Origin of the sequence: Caballeronia humi (genome assembly GCF_001544475.1) — a bacterium.
Classification (GTDB): domain Bacteria; phylum Pseudomonadota; class Gammaproteobacteria; order Burkholderiales; family Burkholderiaceae; genus Caballeronia; species Caballeronia humi.
Map to the genome: position 1 here is coordinate 1 of NZ_FCNW02000114.1, position 6426 is coordinate 6426.

At 60.1% G+C, this 6426-nt stretch carries 7 protein-coding genes and 2 pseudogenes; 5 read left to right on the forward strand and 4 right to left on the reverse strand.

The genetic code is table 11. The features are described 5' to 3' along the window. The first annotated feature begins 355 nt into the window (after positions 1-355). The 3 genes from AWB65_RS33835 (at position 356) to AWB65_RS33845 (ending at position 2807) form a co-directional block, all read left to right on the forward strand. On the forward strand, positions 356-1726 hold the full coding sequence (locus AWB65_RS33835; RefSeq protein ID WP_087671150.1) for an IS30 family transposase: 1371 nt from the start codon (positions 356-358) through the stop codon (positions 1724-1726). Positions 1727-2327: 601 nt separating this feature from the next. Then, on the forward strand, positions 2328-2507 hold the full coding sequence (locus tag AWB65_RS37980) for a hypothetical protein (protein WP_374729780.1): 180 nt from the start codon (positions 2328-2330) through the stop codon (positions 2505-2507). A 108-nt stretch (positions 2508-2615) separates the two neighbouring features. Then, positions 2616-2807 (forward strand): DUF2964 family protein, encoded by a 192-nt coding sequence (locus AWB65_RS33845; protein WP_087671151.1) that lies wholly within the window; start codon positions 2616-2618, stop codon positions 2805-2807. Positions 2808-2971: 164 nt separating this feature from the next. Here AWB65_RS33845 and AWB65_RS33850 read toward each other — a convergent pair whose 3' ends face one another. From AWB65_RS33850 to AWB65_RS33860, 3 genes are read right to left on the reverse strand one after another with little or no spacing between them, the layout of a single operon-like run. Continuing rightward, complete coding sequence (locus AWB65_RS33850; protein ID WP_235008050.1) at positions 2972-3421, reverse strand: DUF3564 family protein; 450 nt, start codon at positions 3419-3421, stop codon at positions 2972-2974. 22 nt (positions 3422-3443) lie between these two features. Beyond that, a complete protein-coding gene (locus AWB65_RS33855) occupies positions 3444-3782 on the reverse strand; it encodes a c-type cytochrome (RefSeq protein ID WP_235008051.1) in 339 nt (112 codons plus the stop codon). Between the two features lie 55 nt (positions 3783-3837). Continuing rightward, a complete protein-coding gene (locus tag AWB65_RS33860) occupies positions 3838-4497 on the reverse strand; it encodes a SagB/ThcOx family dehydrogenase (RefSeq protein ID WP_087660287.1) in 660 nt (219 codons plus the stop codon). A 206-nt stretch (positions 4498-4703) separates the two neighbouring features. Here AWB65_RS33860 and AWB65_RS33865 point away from each other — a divergent pair. Next, positions 4704-4980 (forward strand): annotated as a pseudogene (locus AWB65_RS33865) (DUF1488 family protein). A 25-nt stretch (positions 4981-5005) separates the two neighbouring features. Here AWB65_RS33865 and AWB65_RS33870 read toward each other — a convergent pair. Continuing rightward, positions 5006-6037 (reverse strand): Acg family FMN-binding oxidoreductase, encoded by a 1032-nt coding sequence (locus AWB65_RS33870; RefSeq protein ID WP_087660288.1) that lies wholly within the window; start codon positions 6035-6037, stop codon positions 5006-5008. A 127-nt stretch (positions 6038-6164) separates the two neighbouring features. Between AWB65_RS33870 and AWB65_RS33875 the strand changes: the two are divergent. Continuing rightward, positions 6165-6356: pseudogene (locus AWB65_RS33875) on the forward strand (alcohol dehydrogenase catalytic domain-containing protein); the annotation flags it as partial. Positions 6357-6426 lie beyond the last annotated feature (70 nt).

Sequence of the window (6426 nt, forward strand, 5' to 3'; positions counted from 1 at the left end):
GCGAACGCTCCACTCCATTGAGCATGTGATGTCGTGGTCAATGTGGCGACGCCGACATCAGTACCGTGCCCAGCAGTGCCATTATCGACGACGCGGCGGCGTGCCTCCGGCATATCTAGACGGCTGTAGTACTAAGCAACGGAACAATTGGTCTTAATCTTCCCGAACCGGGCATATCAGCTTCGATTCATGTCAATGGTCCGGCTTTGACGGTCCGTGAGTTGACGCTATGACTCAGATCAAATAGGTCTGGCATTAAGCGCTTTGTCTTCAATTCGTCGGGTGTTGCACAAGGACAGGGGTGGAAAAGGCGGATTCAACTGGTCGTTGCAACATCTCCTAAAGGGGGTGTCAAATGGGACGACAACATGGTTGGGGTTCGGAGCAGACAGGAAGACCAATAATGCAATCTCCCGGCAGGCCAAGCGTCAATCAGCTAGCAACAAAGCGAGCATTCTGGAATTGTGTCGCGCAAGGCATGGAGAGCGAGGCTGCGGCGCGGGCGTGTGGCGTGTCACAACCTTTGGGGCCAAGATGGTTTCGTGAAGCGGGCGGAATGCCGCCGATCGAGCTGACGCCGGGCGCTGCGCCTTATCTGTCTTTTTCTGAACGCGAGGAAATTGCGCTGCTACGGGCGCAGGATTGTGGGATTCGTGAGATCGCGCGAAGACTGCAGCGCTCACCGTCGACCATCTCGCGCGAGTTGCGCCGTAACGCTGCAACCCGCAGCGGTACATTGTTATACAGGGCGACGGTTGCTCAGTGGAAAGCTGAGCGTGCCGCGGAACGTCCGAAAGCTTCCAGACTGGCAGAGAACGAGAGATTAAAGAATTATGTGCAGAGTCGATTGGCGGGAGCAGTCACCGACTCAGAAGGCAGGCTGATTGCCGGACCTAACGTACCATGGAAAGGGCGACGGCAAGGCCGCCGCGCGGACCGGCGCTGGGGCACCTGCTGGAGTCCCGAACAGATCAGTCGACGATTGCAGGTCGACTATCCCGAAGACCAATCAATGAGAATCTCTCACGAAGCCATCTATCAAGCGCTTTACATCCAAGGCCGTGGCGCTCTGCGAAAAGAGCTTACTGCCTGTCTGCGTACGGGCCGCGCACTTCGTGTGCCTCGAGCCAGGACGCAACAGCGTGGAAAGCATTTCATCACTCCGGAGGTCATGATCAGTGAACGACCGGCTGAGACTGATGATCGTGCCGTTCCGGGTCACTGGGAAGGTGATCTAATCATCGGTCTTAACCGATCCGCGGTGGGTACGCTGGTCGAGCGGACCACCCGCTTCACGATGTTGCTTCATCTCCCGCCGATGGAGGGGCATGGCACCGGCGTGCGGGTCAAGAATGGGCCACCCCTGGCGGGTCATGGAGCGGAGGCTGTCCGCAATGCCATAGCTGCGAAGATCGTGTTATTGCCTGAGCACTTGAGACGCTCGCTCACATGGGATCAAGGCGCAGAGATGGCCCAGCACGTGCAGCTTCGAATCGATACGGGGCTGGAGATCTATTTCTGCGATCCTCAAAGCCCTTGGCAACGCGGGACCAACGAGAATACGAATGGTCTGTTACGTCAATACTTTCCGAAAGGCACCGACATCAGCCGGTACACGCAGCGCGAACTTGATGCCGTCGCAGACGCACTAAATTGCAGACCGCGTAAAAGCCTCGGATGGAAATCACCAGCAGAAGCACTGAGAGATCTACTACTTGCGTCATAAACATTAGGTGTTGCAACGACCCCTTGAACCTAAGAAAGACATGAAGGTATCAACGGTGTTGGCGTCGCCGGCGGCGGCGCTGACCGCTTGCACGAGCGATACGCGATGGAGCGACTTTCGGCACACGGAGGCCGCGCCTCAGGAAGCGCCTGAGCGAGCGTCATTCGAATGTTCAGACGAGCAAGCGTGCGCGAGCGTGGCAGCGCACGAAACAGCATGTCGCGGGGAACTCCGCCACATGGATCGGCGACGCGAGCGACACGACGATCAGAACGGTCGAGCCACAAGAGTTGTGCTGATGCCAGGGCCGGGCGCGCGAGTATAGAGCCCTCAGGCCAGCATGGTCGAGTGCTCAGCGAGTACGTGCTTGACGACTCAGGCTTCTGATGAACCTCGTTAGGACGTTCTTGTCGTCGAAGCGTCGTTGTTACTCCCGCGGGACGACTGCGTTGATGCTTGACTCATGTCAACGCCCCCGGATAGCGGTCGCCGAAGATGGGTGGAGGGTGTCGGGTCTCCTGACGAACAACGAAGGCGCACATCGCCAAGCCAATTGATGGATCAAGCGGCAAATGTCTGGAGGTGTGTAATTGGAGTCGGAATGCAAATCGCCCATTTCGGTTTTGTGGGGTCGGCGGCGGGGGAGTCGGAGGCGGGTGCTAAATTAGTGCGTCTGGAGCGTTTCGCAAAGCGCATAGCAGGTTGTCACCTTGCGATCGAAGCGTGGTATGACCGTCCGGGGCATCGGCTGTATGACGCGCGTCTCGACCTGATCACCTGATCACGCGGGACTACAACTTGATCCCTGTCCAACGCAGCACGGACGAGGACGCGGAGGTCGCCGTCCGGCGTGCGTTTGACGCGGCGGTTGGCGTGCTGGAAAAAGACAATGAAACGCTCTGACATTCGGGTAGCCGTCGCTACAATCGGAGTGTTCGTTTCGCTCGGGGGCGTGTTCGCAGGCATCCGTGGTCTGCTATTCGACGCGGAGAGTACCGTTAGTTACGGTGCGTTTTCAATCGCCATTGAGGTGGCGACCTTTGTTGTGGCACTTAATCCGACCTCGAACGGCGAATCGTGATCGGGATTTTCCTGACGTACGCTTTCCTCACGTACGCGTTGGAGCCGATTCGGGCGGAAGCCGTTGTCAGGTTGGCTGGTGGTGGTCGGCCAGGCTCTTTCGTGGCTGCGCAGTGCATGTGTTGATCTGGCCACAGGCTCGGTGGACCGGGAAGTCAGGTCCCGTCAGGTCCCATACGCTCCTCGCGCGCCGACATCACTGCCACCATCGCTCTCCGGGTCCTGTTCGTCTGAGAAGACTTCGTGCTCGGCCTGGATCGTTTCGCGTTCGATGCATTGCACGTGCCAGTGCCCCTTTTGGGCTGCTTTGCTCCCGCTCGCGTAATACTCCGCCACGCCTTGCGCGCTTCCTGAAGAAATCTCTGGCGCGGTCTCGCTATTCCGAGGAGCAAACGCGTCGATTCGAAGCAGATTCAGCACGAATATCGGGCCCATGTCGTGCGCTCCGCAAATCAGCGTGCCGATAGGTGACGATTGCAGAGTTCCCCATTCAGGCAAAGCCAGGGCGTCGTGTCCCTCGCGTGACCAGCGAAGCGTCTCTCTGTCGAGCCAAAGGATTGCATAAGCGGCGGAGGCGAGAGGACCAAAGCCATCCAGTTTGACGGTAATGCGCATGACGTTCTCCATAATCTCAGGGTTAATGGCTCAAGACCCATTGCACGAGGGTATGAGCGTCTTCCGCAGAAAGCGGGCCCCCGCGTTCGCCAGCGGAGGGCATTGCCATGTCGCCCCAATGAGCGCGTCCACCCATTCGAAGCTTGTGCTCGAGCATGGTGGCGGCATTGGGTACGTTGCGGTAGCGTTCGGCAATCTGTTGAAACGATGGTGCGAGAAATGGGGCATTGTCGGTATGGCAGAACATGCAATGCTGTTGGTCGACAAGCGGTGTCGGCTCAGATTGACCAAACGCGCGCGTCGCGGTGAAAAGAATGGCGGCGGCGATCGAAAGGTTGAAACGGTGGTGTTGAAGGGTCATCGGTGCACTCTCGACGGTGGCGTATTCGCTGAGGCGCGTTGCGTTATCGGTTGGATCATTGGGAAGTCGGGGCGACGAAATGCCCCACCGTCTGAGCCAGCACGGGTACGCAGTTGCGCTTGAGTTGCATTTGCTCGGCAAGGGCGCTGCGGTTCAACCAACCGCGTGCGGCCGCGGCGAGACCGGCAGAAGCGCAGAACAGATACACATTCTGCGCGATCGCACCGGCGCTTGCCGAGGCGAATGCCTCGCGATTCGATGGGGGAACGTCGCCCATGCGCGAAAAATCCGCGACATACACAAGATCGAGCGGCGCGGCGCCGACGAAGTCTTGATAGCCGGTGAGACCGCGCAAGTCCTTCGCAACCACAAGATCGAGGCCGTGCCGCAACGGATCGTAGCGGTATAGCCCTCGAGACAGCACGGCATATACGTCGATCTCGTGAACGCCAAGTGCCGACGGCGCGGTGCGCCCGCCTTCTTCGTCGCGATTGATGCCATTGGCGGCCCATAGCAGGTCGCCCAGCAGGGCAAGACTCAGGTCGTTGGAGGCGAATTCGCGCGTGGTACGGCGCAGCGCGAATACTTCCATAACCGGTCGGCCACCGCAGCGTTCTGGTGCAGGGAGCTCGATGCGAGGTAGCGCAACACCGACGACTGGCCGAGGCTCGGCCCGGTCAAGCACTGCGTGTCCCAGCGTGAAAAGATGTTTCATTGGCGCCTCGCATGGCAAAGGAGGGTCTGGCACTTGTGCGTCACTTGCTTGCACCGATGATGCTCTCAGGCGCGCCCGTCGCCTTGATCTGCGTCAACCGCGCTCGTTACGCGGCCTGACACACTGCGTTACCGAGGTAGCGGTGACTTTAACTCCGCCCGCTGCAGCGGACCGCTTGCCGTTTGAACAGGCGATCGAGCTCAACGATGATCATAAGCTTTCCCCAACAAGTGCCCGCCCACTGCGGCCGTAGCTTGATGCTCATCTTCTCGACGGTCGTCGACGGTGAGCGCATCGAGCGCAGGGTTTCGGCGGAGGCGCTGGAGGACCATTTCGGTGCGGCGTCGCTGCGCGAAGAGGATTTGCTAGCGGCATTCGACGCACACAGGGACAAAATCGAAGGCGCGGCCCGACGCTTGCTTCGAGCGTTCGGCCGCAAACCCGTGCCTGATGCACAGCGGTTACTTTCGCTTTTGCGAATAATTGGATCTATCCGTGCACCCGCACGTCACGAAACCACCTCGCCCATGTCACGCCGCGGCGAATGCTCAACCTGCGGCCCGCGCCCCATTCGTATCAGCAATTGAGGCTGCGCGTCCATTCCGATCTGCCGGCGCAACGTATCACGCAGTTGGTCTGCTTCGATGGGCTGATTCAGATACGACGCGGTAAGTCCGTGCAGGACGCCTGTTAGCAGCACCCGTTCCAGCGCCTGACCCGCAGCAAGCCACGCGCTCGGATTATCGGCGCCCGTTCCGATGCAAAAGAGCAGTGGCGAGCCATCGACAAGCGACCGATGCGTCGCGGCCATCCCGCCGCCAAGATTAAACGTGCGAATCGCTGAGGCGACGAGCGGCGTTGCGATGTCGAGCAGCGCGCTGACACCGGCGGAGTACGCGGGCATGCCATCCGCGCAGCGTCGCGAATGGATCCAGCTTGCGAGCTCCCGCCTGAAGCGGGGATCGCGGAACTGCAGGTGATCGGCCTCGGCGATCAGGTCGGCGATCCGTTCACTTACCGGCGCCTCATCGACGCATGTCGCCTCCACGCTTTCGGCTTCGGCAGCACGGATCAGCTCCGCCTGAATCTCGGGCGGCACTGCCTCCGAGGTAAAGGCCTCGCGCGTCGTCGCCCGCTTCGGGATGGCACCGAAGAGCGCAGGGAGAGTCGCATCGGTCACATGGCCGGGTAGCGCGCGCACCTGCGCCAGCACATCTGGGTCCGCGGGCGCGGGGAGCAGCGTGATCGCGTAGCCGAGCCCGAAGTGGCTCATGGCTACGCGCAGGTTGAAAAGCGCTGCGCCGCAACTGATGATCAATTCGCGATCATACGGGTCGGCGACGGGGAGCGCGCGCGTCCGGTCAGCGCAGAGCATCACGGTGTCGCCGTCGACAATGAAGTGCCACGGTTGCGAATTGTGACTTGACGGCGCAAGCACGGCATATTGCACGGCGAAACGCAATTTTGCCTCGGCGCCACTCAGTGGGGGCAATCGGTTCTCGTCAAGGTCCCATGCGGAACGGTGTGTAAGCGGATGCATTTTGTCATCCTTTCCCGTGGTGGCACTTTCGTTGATCGTGCCAGAGGGCGTCATCCGAACGTTGACTCAGATCAAACCGGAACCGACCCGGTACAGTGAAATGAATGCGATACCTGAGGAGAGCGACATGCGCGCAATGGTTTTCGACGGACATTCGCCCTTGCTGCGGGAGTTGGACGTCCCTGACCCCGTCGCAGGCACCGGCCAGTTGCTGATTGACGCCCACGCGTGCGGCGTGTGCCGCACTGATCTTCATGTTGTCGACGGCGAACTCGCGCACCCCAAACGCCCGGTGATCCCAGGACACGAGATCCCCGGCGGTCGGTCAAACTCCTCCGGGTATGGTCACTTCAAACTCCCCCACCTGACGAACGTCGGCTGAGCAACTG